The sequence below is a fragment of the Bacteroides cellulolyticus genome (assembly GCF_025567135.1).
Classification (GTDB): Bacteria; Bacteroidota; Bacteroidia; order Bacteroidales; family Bacteroidaceae; genus Phocaeicola; species Phocaeicola cellulolyticus.
In genome coordinates, this window is record NZ_JAOQJJ010000001.1 from 434594 (window position 1) to 449402 (window position 14809).

Annotated in this window: 15 protein-coding genes; 5 read left to right on the plus strand and 10 right to left on the minus strand. The window is 40.5% G+C overall.

All coding sequences use genetic code 11. From position 1 onward, the window contains the following. Nucleotides 1–44 precede the first annotated feature (44 nt). The 10 genes from OCV82_RS01885 to OCV82_RS01930 all read right to left on the minus strand — a co-directional run bounded on the left by OCV82_RS01885 (nt 45) and on the right by OCV82_RS01930 (nt 8376). Entirely contained in the window at nt 45–1301 is a 1257-nt protein-coding gene (locus tag OCV82_RS01885) for a peptidoglycan DD-metalloendopeptidase family protein (RefSeq protein ID WP_154042835.1), read from the minus strand. Then, the gene (locus OCV82_RS01890; RefSeq protein ID WP_154042836.1) at nt 1294–1827 is read right to left on the minus strand and encodes a nitroreductase family protein; all 534 of its coding nucleotides are present in this window, start codon (nt 1825–1827) and stop codon (nt 1294–1296) included. Before OCV82_RS01890 ends, OCV82_RS01885 begins: the two co-directional genes overlap by 8 nt. A 19-nt stretch (nt 1828–1846) precedes the next feature. After that, on the minus strand, nt 1847–3481 hold the full coding sequence (locus OCV82_RS01895) for an RluA family pseudouridine synthase (protein ID WP_154042837.1): 1635 nt from the start codon (nt 3479–3481) through the stop codon (nt 1847–1849). 35 nt (nt 3482–3516) lie between these two features. After that, on the minus strand, nt 3517–4761 hold the full coding sequence (locus tag OCV82_RS01900) for an alpha/beta hydrolase family protein (protein ID WP_154042838.1): 1245 nt from the start codon (nt 4759–4761) through the stop codon (nt 3517–3519). A gap of 29 nt (nt 4762–4790) precedes the next feature. Beyond that, the gene (gene ispE, locus OCV82_RS01905; RefSeq protein WP_154042839.1) at nt 4791–5615 is read right to left on the minus strand and encodes a 4-(cytidine 5'-diphospho)-2-C-methyl-D-erythritol kinase; all 825 of its coding nucleotides are present in this window, start codon (nt 5613–5615) and stop codon (nt 4791–4793) included. A 46-nt stretch (nt 5616–5661) separates the two neighbouring features. After that, complete coding sequence (locus tag OCV82_RS01910) at nt 5662–6138, minus strand: hypothetical protein (protein ID WP_154042840.1); 477 nt, start codon at nt 6136–6138, stop codon at nt 5662–5664. Beyond that, entirely contained in the window at nt 6125–6325 is a 201-nt protein-coding gene (locus OCV82_RS01915) for an Arc family DNA-binding protein (RefSeq protein ID WP_154042841.1), read from the minus strand. Before OCV82_RS01915 ends, OCV82_RS01910 begins: the two co-directional genes overlap by 14 nt. An 8-nt stretch (nt 6326–6333) precedes the next feature. After that, nucleotides 6334–6837: a hypothetical protein gene (locus tag OCV82_RS01920; RefSeq protein WP_154042842.1), complete on the minus strand. Its 504-nt coding sequence runs from the start codon at nt 6835–6837 to the stop codon at nt 6334–6336. A gap of 36 nt (nt 6838–6873) precedes the next feature. After that, nucleotides 6874–7827, minus strand: coding sequence for an SPFH domain-containing protein (locus tag OCV82_RS01925; protein ID WP_154042843.1), 954 nt, complete (start codon nt 7825–7827; stop codon nt 6874–6876). 312 nt (nt 7828–8139) lie between these two features. Beyond that, a complete protein-coding gene (locus tag OCV82_RS01930; RefSeq protein ID WP_262542786.1) occupies nt 8140–8376 on the minus strand; it encodes an outer membrane beta-barrel family protein in 237 nt (78 codons plus the stop codon). 297 nt (nt 8377–8673) lie between these two features. Here OCV82_RS01930 and OCV82_RS01935 point away from each other — a divergent pair, with 297 nt between their 5' ends. The 5 genes from OCV82_RS01935 (at nt 8674) to OCV82_RS01955 (ending at nt 14809) form a co-directional block, all read left to right on the plus strand. After that, on the plus strand, nt 8674–9990 hold the full coding sequence (locus OCV82_RS01935) for a M1 family aminopeptidase (RefSeq protein ID WP_154042844.1): 1317 nt from the start codon (nt 8674–8676) through the stop codon (nt 9988–9990). A 296-nt stretch (nt 9991–10286) separates the two neighbouring features. Continuing rightward, on the plus strand, nt 10287–10601 hold the full coding sequence (locus OCV82_RS01940; RefSeq protein WP_154042845.1) for an ATP-dependent Clp protease adaptor ClpS: 315 nt from the start codon (nt 10287–10289) through the stop codon (nt 10599–10601). A 17-nt stretch (nt 10602–10618) separates the two neighbouring features. Continuing rightward, nucleotides 10619–12841: an AAA family ATPase gene (locus OCV82_RS01945; RefSeq protein ID WP_154042846.1), complete on the plus strand. Its 2223-nt coding sequence runs from the start codon at nt 10619–10621 to the stop codon at nt 12839–12841. Nucleotides 12842–12847: 6 nt separating this feature from the next. Next, entirely contained in the window at nt 12848–13489 is a 642-nt protein-coding gene (gene aat / locus OCV82_RS01950) for a leucyl/phenylalanyl-tRNA--protein transferase (RefSeq protein ID WP_154042847.1), read from the plus strand. A 177-nt stretch (nt 13490–13666) separates the two neighbouring features. Next, a complete protein-coding gene (locus tag OCV82_RS01955; RefSeq protein ID WP_154042848.1) occupies nt 13667–14809 on the plus strand; it encodes a serine hydrolase domain-containing protein in 1143 nt (380 codons plus the stop codon).

Here is a 14809-nt window from a genome sequence, read left to right on the forward strand (position 1 = left end):
GAGAGGAGCTGATATGGCTCTTTTATTTTTCTCTAAGAATAAATTTACATACCTTGCAGCCTGTTCATCAGCGAATCGCGAAGAACTGTATAAGCAGCCATATTCTGCTGGCTTACAGGTTTCTTAGGTTGCGACTTGATTGTGAGCGGATTTATAGGCTTTCCGTTCTCGAATACACGGAAATCAAGATGCGGTCCGGTAGAAAGTCCGGTGGAACCTACATAGCCTATCACTTCTTTCTGCTTGACTGAAGAACCGACTTTCAAGCCTTTAGCAAAACGTGACAGATGCATATATGTAGTGACATAAACACTGTTATGCTTAATCTTGACGTAATTACCTCCTCCCCCGGCCTGATAACCTTTTGCTATAACCTTTCCGTTACCGATGGCATACACCGGAGTTCCCGTAGGAGCTGCATAGTCCACACCATGATGCGCACGATAACGCTTCAGCACCGGATGATAACGGCTGTTGGTAAAGCGCGACGAAATACGGTAGAAATCAAGCGGAGCTTTCAGAAATGCTCCTTCAAGACTGTTTCCTTTCTCATTATAATACAGTTCCTCACCATCCTGAGTGAACGGAATAGCATAATATGTACTGTCCGAAGCACGGAAAGATGCCGCAAGCACATGAAAGTTCTGCAACGCATTTCCATCGACATATTCCTGTTCGTATATCACACGGAATTCATCTTCCTTCTGAAGTCCGAAGAAGTCGATAGTCCATCCGAATATATGCGAGAGAACTATAGCCAACTGCGGCGAAGTATTACAATCCTGCATGGCTACCCACAATGAAGAATTGATTTTCCCTTTTGCCTCTTTAGTTCTCCACTCCACAGGGTTCTGACCGCGTGTAACCTTGTATTCTCCTCTAAGGTCGAAAACTACATACGATTTCGGATCTTCCTCATAGACAAAAAACTTTGGAGTGGCAAGGCTGTCCTTCGAAGTAAACATTGCATAGGCCCTTCCGCTACGTATCTTCCTTACATCGAATACACCTTCCGTCTTAAGATTCAGATCATGAATATTCTGAGAACTCAATCCATGATCAGACAATATAAAAGACAAATTCTGGTTAGGCTTCACTATACCATACTTCACATTGTATTTATCAACCGGGATACCATATTTGTAAGTAATTTCTTCCACCTCGGCAGAGTCAGTCACCTCCACTTCATCAAGCGACTGCTCTTCGGTTTCTATAGAACGATAATTGTTTACTGTCAGTACAGCCACAAGTACCACCGCTACAGCCACCAGAGCCAATATTATTTTCTTCTGCTTATTCATACTTGTTCCAACTGCTCATAGTGTTAATGTCTTTTCTGATTTTATTTCTCGTCTCACCATCAGGATAACCCAATGTAATCAGAAGCGGAACTCTCTTGCTGCCTATACCTAGCAACTTCTTCACCTTCTTTTCATCGAACCATCCAAGGATACATGTTCCCAGACCAAGTTCTGCAGCCTGAAGACAGAAATTCTCTACCGCAATACCTACGTCAAGAAGAGAATACTCCTTATCCTTAATTACGCTACCTATACGTGCCGTAAAATTCATTTTCTCCAACACGACAGCCACAATTACCGGACTTTGCACTGCAAACTTGTTCATTCCCATACCTGCCGCAGCCGATGCCATCTCCGGAAGCAATTGCGGATCGTCCACCACAACAAACTTCCATGGCTGACTGTTGCATGCCGACGGAGCCAGTCTCGCAGCTTCAAGGCATTTGATAATCTTTTCTCTATCTACCGGAGTGTTCTTATACTTTCTGTCACTCTGACGTTTCTTTACTAAATCTAAAAAATCCATATATTATCATTTTTAATTATTACAACGTAAACGGACTTGGAGAAACTATCTCTATCTCCTTATCCAACACCGGATGTCTGAATACGAGTCTTGATGCATGAAGACACAAACGTGAAGCCGAATCGGGATTACCATAAAGTTCATCTCCCGATATATGACATCCGAGGCCTGAGACATGAGCCGAATGTACACGCAACTGATGAGTCCGACCGGTATGAGGCTTAAAGACGACTTTCGCCCGTCCATCCTTTATACATTCCACCTTATATTCAGTTATTGCCAGCTTGCCATTCTCAAAATCAACCATCTGTCGCGGTCTGTCAAGGGGATTCAGGCATATAGGCAAATCTATGATACCAAATTCCTGCGACGGAACGCCATCCAATATGGCTATGTATTCCTTTGAGATACTCCTTGTCTCGAACTGAGACTGCAACCGGGCATGCACATCCTTGTCCTTGGCAGCGAGAAGTATCCCTGACGTTGCCATATCAAGGCGGTGAACCACCAAAGGACCGGTAGCATCAGGATACATAAGTCTTAATCTCTGCTGTACAGAGTCCAGATCATTTTTTCCCGGAACAGAAAGCATGCCCGACGGCTTCTCAACAGCCACTATCCATTCATCCTCATACAAAATCTTAAGCGGAGTATCCTTAAACAAATCCTCTGCCAATGGATTAGGCTCCACATCAAACCCTACGAGCATATGTTTCAGTATAGGTTCGCATTTACCTTTGCATGAAGGATAAAAATAGCCGTCGTGACGAATCTCATCCTTGGGCGACATTCCGCACCAGAATTCACCCATAGCCAACGGCTGCAGGCCATACAGATAAGCATACTGCAAAAGTTTAGGCAAAGCGCACTCCCCTGCTCCTGCAGGTGGTAATCCCTGAGGAGTATCTTTGAATATCTCACACAGGTCTTTACGCTCACCCTTTGCATTCAGCATATCAAATTGCCTGAAAAGCCATAACTGCAATGCAGCCGAACGAGTTTTTCTCTCTCGCTTCAACTGCAATATCTCAGTATCAAAACCTTTCACTTTCTGCTCTACCTCATTCAGCCTTTCTTTCCACGAGTTCTCCAATCTCTTATATTCGGCCTTTTGAAACTGGCTCTCACGAACCAGGGCATCGAGTTCTTCAGGCGAAAGGTTGCCATTAGCACGTTTTTCATCCCTCTCCTTTTTGCTCCTCTTCAGTTTCTCCTTGGCAGACGCTAAAGAAGAAGATGCTTGAATCTTTATCTCCTCTTGTTCTTTTTTCGCCATGAGATAAGAATCACTTTTGAATATATCGCTGATACGTCTGTTCAAAGCCGAGATTTCCGATTCTTCTTTCCTGAAATAACCGTCAGGATTAAGAAGGTCATACACAGGAGGAACAAAGAAATCATGCATATTGCTACCGGCCAGATTTCCGGAAAAGGCAGCCAGATAACCGATACCGCCATCTGATGTCCTTACTATCAGTACACCAAACATCTTGCCTTTGCCGATTTCATCCTGCCAGTCAAGTCGAGTGGATAAATAAGATCGAACCTCATCCGCTGCTATTCGTGTCAGCGGATGAGGTGTATAATGAAAAGGGAATGTAAATTTCTCGGGTAGAGAAATTCCCTCAATATTCTGTTTGAAAAAATGAATCACTTCTATCTATCCTCCAAATTCAAACAAATGGTGAATTATAAATTATTAATCCAATTGGCAATATCCTTCAAAACTTCTTCAGAGCAGGTTTCTTCTATATTATAGTAATCTACCGCAGTCTCAGGCTTACAATGCTGAAACAAGTGATTAAGTCCCGGATATTCCTTTATAAGGTTCTTGGGATTCTTATTATTCAAAAGCCGTCTGATATTGCCCAAATTGCTTTCCGAAATAACCTGTGCGTCATTGCTGCCGTTTATTGCCATTACGGGTATTGTTATCTTCTTCAAGTCATTTTCTGGATTATAATCCATAAAGAATTCAAGCCATGGCTTTTTGGGCTGCACAGACATTTCCTTTCTTATAGTATTTACACTGACATTAGCCGGTATTCCCTTCAACTTCAATAAAGCATTCTGCTGCTCGGCCAGTAGAGTATCGCCTTTAATTCCCGGACCTGCCATACTTACAATGAAATCCGGTTTCTTATCTGCCGCAAGCATAAAAGCTATCATTCCGCCTTCACTATGACCAAGGACACCGATCTTTCCAAATTTTCCACTTTTTCTGAGCCATTGCAAACCGCAATCCGCATCCTCGGCAAAATCTTCGGAAGTAGCACTCGTGACATCGCCACCAACTGACTTTCCTGTTCCTCTGTCATCGTACCGCAAAGAAGCTATACCGCATTTGGCCAGATAATCAGCTATCACGAGAAACGGCTTATGTCCAAAGACCTCTTCATCGCGGTTCTGTGAGCCACTTCCGGTAACCATTATCACCACCGGCACTTTTTTATTCGGATTGTAGCCTACGGGATATGTCAGCGTTCCTGAAAGTTTTGTATTAGCGTTCACATTACTGAAAGTAACCTCCTCAGTACCATAGATATACGTCACTGTAGGTTCCTGAGGTCTGTTCGGCATATTTACATCTCCAGGTCTAAGTTCAAGCGGGAAGGACATACCGAACTGATTGAATTTTCCTTTAATCGCCCCATCGATAAGTTTTCCATTATAAGTCATGTTTATAGCAGCCACGCTCAACGAGACGGAATCCTCTGTCAAAATCTGAAGATTTACAGGAATACCGACAGCACTTTGCGCCGGAACATCCATCTTGCACGACTGTTTACCTCCTTCTTCATGCTGAAAATGAAAAACGATTTCCAATTTCTGGTTTGCCGCAGTCAACAAGCCTTTCCACGTACCGTTTATCACCTGTGAGTATGACACAGATGCAGCAGACATAAGCAACGCAAATAGAAAAGTCCTTTTCATTGTAGAAATTCCGTTTTACAGATTAAAACTTAGAACATTTCTCTCTGACGACAGAAACATCCGGCAAATTTCTCATCCACATTTTCTATAGGCTGACGGAAAAGTCCATAGACAGAGGAGCCTGATCCGGACATTGAAGTATATACAGCACCCAGATCGTACATCTTATCCTTAATGGCAGCAATCTCTGGATACAGCGCGAAAACACTGTCCTCAAAATCGTTTACCATCACGTCTTTCCAATTCTCTACAGGCATCTTTATTATCTCTTTAAGGGAAAGTTCCGGTCTGTGTGGTTTGATTTTCGAGAAAGCGTCACGTGTTGATACGAAAATATCCGGTTTCACCAATACTATATAATAATCTGCCAACGAAAGTTTGACAGGTTCAAAGATATTACCTATTCCGGTTGCAAATACAGGCTCATTGCGCACAAAGAAAGCACAGTCAGCCCCAAGCTTTGCCGCATATTCTTCCATCTTCTCCAGACTCAGCCCCAAAGCAAACTTCTGATTGAGCATCTTAATCATAAAGGCACAGTCAGAAGAACCGCCTCCAAGACCCGCCCCACTCGGTATATGCTTGAAAAGATGAATATCTACAGGAGCAAGATCGAAGTCCTGTTTCAGGAGTTTATAGGCCTTGACCACAAGGTTATCATCCGGATTGCAGTCAAGAACATTACCTTTCATACTGATTTTATAGTCCTTACCCTCCTCTTCCAAAGGTTTCACTTCAAGGGCATCCTGAAGATTGATAGGAAAAAACACTGTCTCAAGATTATGATATCCGTCCAGGCGTTTCTCGACTATATTCAAGCCCAGATTTATTTTGGCATTTGGAAATGTTATCATTGTCGTAGAATTTATAATTTCTTCAAATATAGCACTTATGTTTTAATTATTTGTTCCTGATAGCAAAAATATAATAGACCATTATTGAAAGCAACATTGCCGTTACAGATATTCCTATAGCAGGATTTGCCCAAGGAAAATTGATGGACAATGCATTGAAAACAAGCATCAGGCTGATAAAAATATTTACAACCCTCATCAACCGGAGCGCCATTATATATTGCTTTACAATATTCTGCCGCGATATTCTCACGGGAAAACGTATATATTCCACCGGAGTGTAGGGACATGTAAATACCAGCAGACAAACAATAAGATTTACCAGGAAACCTGTCAGCATATTATTGTTTTCAAATCCACTATTTACCACAAAATATACACATCCCGCTATTACCATAAGTGCCGAAATCACCTCAAACACCCGGTCTATCAAGGAAGGATGATATTTGATATTTATATCCTGCCCCTGAACAGAATATGGCCCAAGATTTATATTAAAGAAACGTATTCTAATCTTTTTCATCGTCTGTCACCCTTTCTTTTCGTGTTTTCTTCAATCGGCCACTTTTTCGCAAAGCCTCGTTGATTATCCACTGAAGCTGACCGTTGGTACTGCGAAATTCATCCGCAGCCCATTGCTCAATGGCTTCCATAGTTTCCGAATCCACACGAAGCACAAAACTCTTTATCGAACTTTCTTTTTTGGCCATAATATTGTTTATTCCAGTTTACCTGAATAATATGAATAGTAATTATTGAATACATTAAGTGATAGAAATGCGCCAAATAGAATTGAAATTGCCACCAGACGCAATATCATATCCATAAGTCCTGTTACTCCACATTTAAAATAGTAAGAAACACAAAGAATCAATACTATCATTAAAGTATAGAAAGCGAAGAGATATAAAGCACACACCACTCTATTCTTAATGTACAATCGGTCTGTAAAGTTATTCAAGACAATATATTTGAATTCTTTTACCGGCTTGAAATATCTATAAGCATAATACAATATAGAAAGGACTAAAAGCGAGAGTAATAATCCATAAACCAATATCTCGTCTTCAACCGGTTCTACAGATTGTATAAAAAATTTTACAAAGCCATTAACCGAAATAACCAAAGTCATTACTATACTCAACAGCATCGGTATGAAAGAGGATACTCTTGTAGAACAATAATATCCCTTTCTCCTATCAAAAGACTTCATCCTAAACATAGCACTGTAAATATAATTCAAAGAAAAACAAATCTATCAATGATGCAATGTACCAGTATTAACCACAGGTTGTGCAGCCTCATCAGCACAAAGGACAACCAGCAGATTGCTTACCATTGCAGCTTTACGTTCTTCGTCAAGTTCAACAATTTCTTCATCTGAAAGTTTGTCAAGAGCCATTTTAACCATCGAAACCGCACCTTCAACAATCTTTTCCCTCGCACTGATGATTGCAGATGCCTGCTGGCGACGCAACATCACAGCGGCGATTTCAGGAGCGTATGCCAGATAGTTTATCCTTGCCTCTAAAATTTCAATTCCCGCCATAGCCAGACGTTCATTCAGTTTCTGTTCCAACTGTTCATTTATCTCCTCACCACCGGAACGCAGAGTCAGTTCATCAGCTTCCGACTCATTATTATCGTATGCATACTGCCCTGCCACCTGACGCAAAGCTGCATCACTCTGTATGCGTACAAAATTCTCAAAAGCATTCATGCGGCTGCCCACAGTACTTCCAACAGTTACTTCCTTACCATTAGAAGTTGAAGTATTAGCTATTGTCTGAGAGTCAATTTCAAACATTGCCTTGTAAGTATCCTTCACCTTCCAAACAAGTACAAGACCTATCAGTACAGGATTACCAATTTTGTCGTTCACCTTTATAGGCTCAACATCCAGGTTTCTTGCACGCAAAGAAAGTTTCTTCTTATCCATAAAAGGGTTCACCCAAAAGAATCCAGTTTCCTTGAATGTTCCTTTATACTTTCCGAAGAAGACCATCACCCTGGCCTCATTAGGTTCCAACTGCATATATCCGCTCCAAAATATCAACCATACCAAAATACACAATGCACCTACTATATACAAAGCTATAAGCCCTGGAAGGAAGCAAGCAACTGCAGCTCCTGTAAGCACTACCAAATGTAAAAACAAGGCTAAAAAGCCATTCATCTTAAAACCTTTGTAAACTAATTCTCTTGTGTCCATAATTATAAGATTAAGTGATATTATTTTGATATCACAAATATATGGATTTAATTTTACTTTCAAAAGAAATTAGAGATTTTTTTATACTCCAACATGTAATTATATCCTTTTAAAAAAAGCCTCACAAAGCCTATAAAAAAAATGTGGGCAAATTTGACTTAAAACTTGCCCACGTTTTTTTATGACGCTTGAAACTAAAAAATGAATGTACATTACCTCATTAAATTCATTAAACCATAAACTTGATAGCCTGCCATTACTGACTATCCATATTCAGTCGTGACATTTCATTTTCAGCTGCACTACGGTTATTCATTGTGCGTTAGTGCGGAATCTGTAAGTAACAGTAATACCGATTTTCCGAGTATCTTCCTTACTAATACTGTTCATGATAATATCATTCAGACGTGCCCCACTGCGCACCTTGTTCTTGTTGAAGATATCATATCCATCAAGCGAAAGCTGAAGCCTGTCATTCATGAATGATTTCAAAGTGCATATTATAATTCTTCTATTATACATAATTACAAAAGCGCTAAAATTACTCATTCATTAATTCCATCTATTTCTTTTTCAGCAATTTCACAACTTGATCTAATTATGCCTAAGATGAAAGCCAAATGTAAATTAATCGACCTCATATAAAGTATTTCTGTAAAAACTCTCAAATGTAATATTATAAATAGAAATTTCGTCTATTAGTTTCAGAAAATTCACCATTCAAGACTTCTAAAGCCTTTTATTCCATTTGAAAAAATTGTTTTATATATTTCTTTTTCTAACTTTGCTTTTAGCATTTATAACAACAACATTATCCACAAAAAGGAATAGGCTGCCTGACATAATATGAAAAATAAAAAACTTGGAATAAGAATAATTATTTTCATCACAACACTGGTTTTAACAACTAGTCATATATCAATGGCAGATGAGATAACAAATTACAGACTTCACATCAACAAAATAAACCAGGAAGCCTGCAATCTACATATCAGATGCTCCTTCTCATTAAATTTCCAGGAGGCAGACAGTGTAAGCATGAATTTTGGCGGTGGTCAGGAGTTTTCAATAGACAATCTGAGGATTGACGATAAAGAGTTTGAATATGAATATAACCTCAAATCAAAGAATATTGTTTTCCACAAAAGAGAAGCACAGACAGTACAAGTTAAGATGGATTATAGTTACACTAACTTGTCAGCATTTTTCATATATGGAGAAGGGAACGCTGAACTTTGGGAAACTAGTTTCGGAGAATACTACTATCCGCATGTTCCGAACACATATATGGATGTTACTATGAATGTTGAAACACCTGATTCTATTTCACTAATATGCTCCTATCCCCTGAAATCTGATCATTCCAAAGAATATAACGGCAAACTGCAAAATATATTATCCCAATCACTAACACTGGCTTTCATCCAGAACGATGCTTATAAACAGACCAGGGAACTTATTCCTAATGAAATCTTCATTTATCAGATAAAGGATATGGAATGCAGTGATAAGCGTTACAAAGAACTGCTTCAGCTGACAAAGGCAAGCATTGATTTTTTCAGCAGAATTTATGGTGAAAATTATATCTCAAAAGAAAGAAACGTAATGGCAATACCAACCTATCTGTTCCACAATGGAAAAGGATTCAGCAACAGATACAACATCGGATTCATCTCCGCTTCACAGGAAAAATTCTCTACATATCCTGACATTTACCCGCTGGTACATGAAATCGGACACAGATGGTTAGGTGAATGGACTCTCCTTATTAACGATGGTGAGCCTGGTGCTTATTTCATCAAGGAGTCATTAAATGAGTTTATGACATTAATGTTTATCCGTCAATTCTATGGTTCTGAATCATATATGACACAAATTGAAAAATGCAGATCGGAGTATAATAAAATCAAAGGGACTCCACAAGACGAGGCAATTGTAAATATTGTAGAAAATAACAACAATACGATTGTTTACAGAAAAGGTCCCTTGGTATTAGACTACATCGCGAAAGAAATCGGATATGACGAACTTATGAAAGCCATATCCAAATTCTATCAGGAATACGCAGGAAAGTATCCTCTTAAATATACAAACTTTATAGACCTACTCAATGAAAGTTATAACAGAATTGGCGATAAGCTTAATCTTATGTTAACCAAGTGAATGCAGATATAACCTTTTTCAATTAATCATAGTACTTTATATGAAATGTTCTTAAAACTTATTGGCTTTCTACCAAACAGGATGCCAACACCTTTTGAACATCCCATAATTACGCTGACAAAAAATATTCCGTCAAATTATTTTCTATAAATACAAACTATATTTACAGAATATCTCAAACCGTTTACAAGAATTATTTACCGTGAAAAACATTTCATACCCCATACACAGAAACATCATTTTTGAAGTTTGCAAACTTGAGTAATACATATTTTTTCATTATTTTTGTTCTCATTATGGGAAAACAACAGACAAACATAAAGGAAAAAGGACGTGTCAGCCTGAAAGAGCCGAGACGTTATAAAGTAGTTATCTATAACGATGACTTCACAACCATGGATTTCGTGGTAAAGATTCTGACTACAGTATTCTTCAAATCGGAAAATGAAGCTGAGGTACTGATGATGAGTGTTCACAAAAGCGGTTCTGCAGTTGTGGGCATTTACAGCTACGACATTGCGCTGTCTAAGGTGAGAAAAGCTACGGACATGGCACGTGAAGAAGGATTTCCACTAAAACTTACAGTACTGCCTGAGGACAAGCAGGCCTAACATTCACAACAGAAAATATGGACTTGAAATATACTAAACACGTAAATAAAGCATTGGAAGTTGCACATACGGAAGCCAAGTTCAGGAGACACGAATTTGTTACTCCTGAGCACCTGTTGTATGCCCTAATGCAACAGGATGAATTCGTATATGCACTTGAGGACATGGCTTGCAACATAAACAAGCTGGAGAAAAATGTAAAGGAAGTTCTGAACACAAAATTCGAGGTCTTGCCAGAAGGTACACAATACGAGCCGGAAAACTCTACTCAAATGGCAGAGATTTTCATAAAGGCACATATGATTGTCACATTCTCTGGAGCCAACGAGATAGATGTTCCACACTTGGTACAGGGTATGCTTGAACTGACAGACTCCTGGGCAGCATATATCCTGAAAAATACCTTGAAAGATGATATTGCCGAGTTCACAAGCATGCTCATTGATGAATACAGCTATGACTACGATGACATTCTCGATCATGAACACGGCTATGAGAAGAACGAGACATGGAAGAACTTCGTAACTTGCATAAACGACAATCTGGAAAGCCACAACCCTCTTATAGGAAGAGAAGAAGAACTTGAAAAGACTATCCGCGTTCTGTGCCGAAAGGAGAAGAACAATCCTTTGCATATAGGCGAATCGGGTGTGGGAAAGACTTCTCTCATTTATGGTCTTGCAGAAAGAATAGAGAAAGGTAACGTCCCTGAAAAACTTCAAGGTTATCGCATATATGAGCTCGACCTTGGCGGTATCATAGCCGGAACACAGTACCGTGGTGAGTTTGAGAAAAGACTGAAAGGTATTATGCTTGGTGCCGAAAAAGAGGGAAATGCTATAATTTACATTGACGAAATACATAATCTTATTGGTGCAGGAAGAACCAGCGACGGATCGTTGGACGCATCGAATATGCTTAAACCATACCTTGAAGGAGGTAAAATAAAATTCATCGGTTCTACTACTTATGAAGAGTATAACAAATACTTTGCCGGTAGTAAGGGAATGGTAAGACGTTTCCAGCAGATAGATATTCTCGAACCAAGCATCGACGATACAGTCAAGATTATAAAGGGACTTATAAAGGGATACGAAACTTTCCACAACGTGAAGTATCGTAAGGGAGTGATTGAGTATGCCGTAAGCATGAGTGACAAATACATCAAAGATAAGTTCCTACCCGATAAGGCTATCGACCTGATAGACGAGGCTGGTGCATACAGGGAAATACACAACGACGGGAAAGATAAAAATATCGTTACAAAAGAACTTATTTCAGACATCCTTGCAAGAATGTGCAAGATAGAATCCATCACTGCCAAGGAAGATAATACAGAGCTTGAGCATCTGCCAGCCAAGATGAAAGCGCTTATCTACGGACAGGATCAGGCTATCACTCAAGTGACGGAAGCAGTTATGATGTCGAAGGCCGGACTAAACGATGACAACAAGCCTATAGCAAGTCTGCTGTTTGTAGGTCCTACAGGCGTTGGTAAGACAGAAATTGCAAAAGTCCTTGCTGCCGAACTTGGTATAGGTCTGGTACGTTTCGATATGAGTGAATATTCGGAGAAACATACTGTGGCGAAACTTATCGGCTCGCCTGCCGGATATGTGGGTTATGAGGAAGGCGGACTTCTGACAGATGCCATACGCAAGACTCCAAACTGTGTTCTGCTGCTTGACGAAATAGAAAAAGCTCATCCGGACATATTCAACATACTGTTGCAGGTGATGGACTATGCCGTGCTTACCGACAACAAGGGGCGCAAGTCGGACTGCCGACATTTGATTCTGATTATGACATCGAATGCAGGAGCACAGTATGCACATCAAGCTTCGATTGGATTCAAGGGACAGGCCACTGCAGGAGATTCCATGCTGAAACAGGTTAAGAAGACATTCAAACCAGAGTTCCTGAACAGACTCTCTGCCACTGTGGTGTTCAACGATATGGACAGCAACATGGCTCAGCTCATCCTCGAAAAGAAACTGAGGGAATTCAGCGTAAAACTTGAGGCAAACAAGGTAACTATGGAAATAGGTGCTGATGCCAAGGAATGGTTGCTGAAGAAGAGTATAACCAAGGAATACGGTGCACGCGAAATGGACAGAGTTATAGGTCATCACCTGAAACCGCTGTTCGTCAAGGAAATGCTTTTCGGCAAACTGAAGAACGGTGGTCATGCTCTTGTCGGCATAGAGAATAATATTCCTGCCATAACCCTGAAAAAGTGATAAGGCATGGTATTCAAGTTAAGTAAAAGACTAGCCTTTCCGGACCCTCATTTGGGAGAGCCGGACGGACTGCTTGCCATAGGCGGTGATTTATCAATCGACAGACTGCTGCTGGCATACTCTTACGGAATATTCCCGTGGTATGCCTTCAAGAGACAGGTTATAGAATGGTGGTGTCCGATGCAGAGATTTGTCATCTTCCCTTCGGAGATACATGTGTCGCACTCCATGCGTACATTGATAAACAAAGACAAATACAGAATAAGCATTAACGAGGCTTTTGAGGATGTGATACGCCACTGCGGAAAGCTGCGTGAGGATGAAGAAGGTGCATGGCTTGGTCCGGAAATGACGGAAGCGTACATCAGACTGCATGAACAGCAGTTTGCAGCCAGTGTTGAGGTATGGGAGAATGACAGGCTTGTAGGCGGACTTTATGGTGTGGCATTAGGTAAATGCTTTTTCGGTGAGAGTATGTTCTCGCTCGTTCCAAGTGCCTCAAAACTTGCTCTTATACATCTGGCATGGTTCCTTGAAGAGAGAGGCGGACTGATGATAGACTGTCAGTTCGAGACTCCACACCTGAAATCGATGGGTGGCAGATACATTTCGTATGAGGAGTATATGAATATTCTTTCACAAGAATAAAACCATAAAAAGAAAATCCGTCAGCATTTTCACAAACACTGACGGACTTTTAATCAATGAGGAATTAAAAACATAACTCCAACATAAAACCAAACAAGAATATTAAGCTTTTGTATAACTTTCAAAATATATAACAGAGGAACTATAGCTTTTGTTCGATCATAAACAAAAAAAATTATGAAAACAGGGAAAAAAATTCTCATAGCGATACCTATTGCCATAATTATAGCGTATCTGTGCCTGCCTTTCTATGCCAAAAAGGCACTGATCCACTGGTTTCCCACTATTGACGACCTAGGTATTTTCGAACATGCCACTGTTCATGCACCCGATTCCTGTTGGGAATGGGCTGTCTCGGAGGATTACAATTCTTTCCAGCTCTCAAAGGAGGATTCGGCGTACATAGACGATATGAAAACGGTGTCTTTCTTGGTAATAAAAAATGACAGTATTCTGTACGAGACTTATCGCGGAGGATGGAACGACACTCTGACTTCAAACCTGTTTTCTGCCACTAAAAGCATAGTGGGACTACTTGTTGGAATAGCCATAGACGAGGGCAAAATAGGCAGTGTGGACGATAAGGTAGTGAAATATATACCTGAATACAGCCGTGGAAGGCAAAAGGATATCACTATCAGAAACCTGCTTACAATGAGCGCCGGAATGGACTGGGACGAAGCCTACGCTTCACTTTTCTCTGTAACCACGCACGGATATTACGGCAACGACCTCTACGAACTAATCATGGGCCTTGATATAGTAGATACTCCGGGAGTTCAGTATTCCTACAGAAGCGGTGAGACACAACTGCTGTCATTTGTACTTGAAGCGGCAACTGGCGAAACCATCAGCCAATATGCAGAGAAGAAGCTCTGGCAACCGATGATGGCGGGACAGGATGCTTTTTGGTTACTCGACAAAAAAGGCGGCGATGAGAAATCGTTCTGTTGCTTCCACACTACAGCAAGGGATGCTGCAAGATTCGGACGTCTGATGCTGAACAAAGGAAACTGGAACGGAAGGCAACTGGTCAGCAAGGAATATATTGAAGAGGCCATGACACCGGCATCATATCTGAAAGACCAGTGGGGCAAAGACCCGCTTTCATATTATGGGTACCAGACATGGATTATGGACTACATAGGAGAGAAATGTCCGTACTTCAGAGGTATGCTGGGACAATATATCATAGCCATACCTTCGAAGAATGCCATAGTGGTTCGCCTCGGACATAAACGTTCGAGAGAGTATGTCAAGGAACTCACTACGGACATAATAAGATATATGGAAATAGCTGAAAAAATTTTACAACAATAA

What these genes read in the sequence shown, in the direction of transcription:
- OCV82_RS01935 (WP_154042844.1), top strand. Translation starts at nt 8,674, where the DNA reads ATGAAAAATAAAAAACTTGGAATAAGAATAATTATTTTCATCACAACA.
- OCV82_RS01885 (WP_154042835.1), bottom strand. Translation starts at nt 1,301, where the DNA reads ATGAATAAGCAGAAGAAAATAATATTGGCTCTGGTGGCTGTAGCGGTG.
- OCV82_RS01900 (WP_154042838.1), bottom strand. Translation starts at nt 4,761, where the DNA reads ATGAAAAGGACTTTTCTATTTGCGTTGCTTATGTCTGCTGCATCTGTG.
- OCV82_RS01925 (WP_154042843.1), bottom strand. Translation starts at nt 7,827, where the DNA reads ATGGACACAAGAGAATTAGTTTACAAAGGTTTTAAGATGAATGGCTTT.
- OCV82_RS01955 (WP_154042848.1), top strand. Translation starts at nt 13,667, where the DNA reads ATGAAAACAGGGAAAAAAATTCTCATAGCGATACCTATTGCCATAATT.
- OCV82_RS01915 (WP_154042841.1), bottom strand. Translation starts at nt 6,325, where the DNA reads ATGGCCAAAAAAGAAAGTTCGATAAAGAGTTTTGTGCTTCGTGTGGAT.
- OCV82_RS01910 (WP_154042840.1), bottom strand. Translation starts at nt 6,138, where the DNA reads ATGAAAAAGATTAGAATACGTTTCTTTAATATAAATCTTGGGCCATAT.
- ispE (WP_154042839.1), bottom strand. Translation starts at nt 5,615, where the DNA reads ATGATAACATTTCCAAATGCCAAAATAAATCTGGGCTTGAATATAGTC.
- OCV82_RS01890 (WP_154042836.1), bottom strand. Translation starts at nt 1,827, where the DNA reads ATGGATTTTTTAGATTTAGTAAAGAAACGTCAGAGTGACAGAAAGTAT.
- aat (WP_154042847.1), top strand. Translation starts at nt 12,848, where the DNA reads ATGGTATTCAAGTTAAGTAAAAGACTAGCCTTTCCGGACCCTCATTTG.
- OCV82_RS01930 (WP_262542786.1), bottom strand. Translation starts at nt 8,376, where the DNA reads ATGAGTAATTTTAGCGCTTTTGTAATTATGTATAATAGAAGAATTATA.
- OCV82_RS01945 (WP_154042846.1), top strand. Translation starts at nt 10,619, where the DNA reads ATGGACTTGAAATATACTAAACACGTAAATAAAGCATTGGAAGTTGCA.
- OCV82_RS01920 (WP_154042842.1), bottom strand. Translation starts at nt 6,837, where the DNA reads ATGTTTAGGATGAAGTCTTTTGATAGGAGAAAGGGATATTATTGTTCT.
- OCV82_RS01940 (WP_154042845.1), top strand. Translation starts at nt 10,287, where the DNA reads ATGGGAAAACAACAGACAAACATAAAGGAAAAAGGACGTGTCAGCCTG.